This window comes from Psychrobacter sp. W2-37-MNA-CIBAN-0211 (genome assembly GCF_040309405.1).
Lineage (GTDB): Bacteria > Pseudomonadota > Gammaproteobacteria > Pseudomonadales > Moraxellaceae > Psychrobacter > Psychrobacter glaciei.
Map to the genome: position 1 here is coordinate 1 of NZ_JBEOOU010000398.1, position 253 is coordinate 253.

Consider the following 253-nt stretch of genomic DNA (forward strand, 5'->3'; position numbering starts at 1 on the left):
GTGTGAGCCAATCGCCAAAGTGATGAAAAATCTAGGCGCACGTCATGTCATGGTCGTCGGTGCAAAGGATGGCTTAGATGAAATCAGCCTCGCCACTTCGACCACAGTAGCTGAATTAAAAGAGGGTGAAATCTCTGTCTATGAGATGATGCCAGAGGATGCGGGTATCGAATCACAAACGCTGATTGGGCTTGATGTAGATTCTCCAGAACAAAGCCTTGAGCTAATACGCGCCGCTTTATCAGGTGAAGAG

General features: G+C 47.8%; 1 pseudogene. It reads left to right on the plus strand.

The window, feature by feature from the left end:
• A pseudogene (gene trpD, locus AAEY72_RS15645) lies at positions 1-253 on the plus strand (anthranilate phosphoribosyltransferase); the annotation flags it as partial.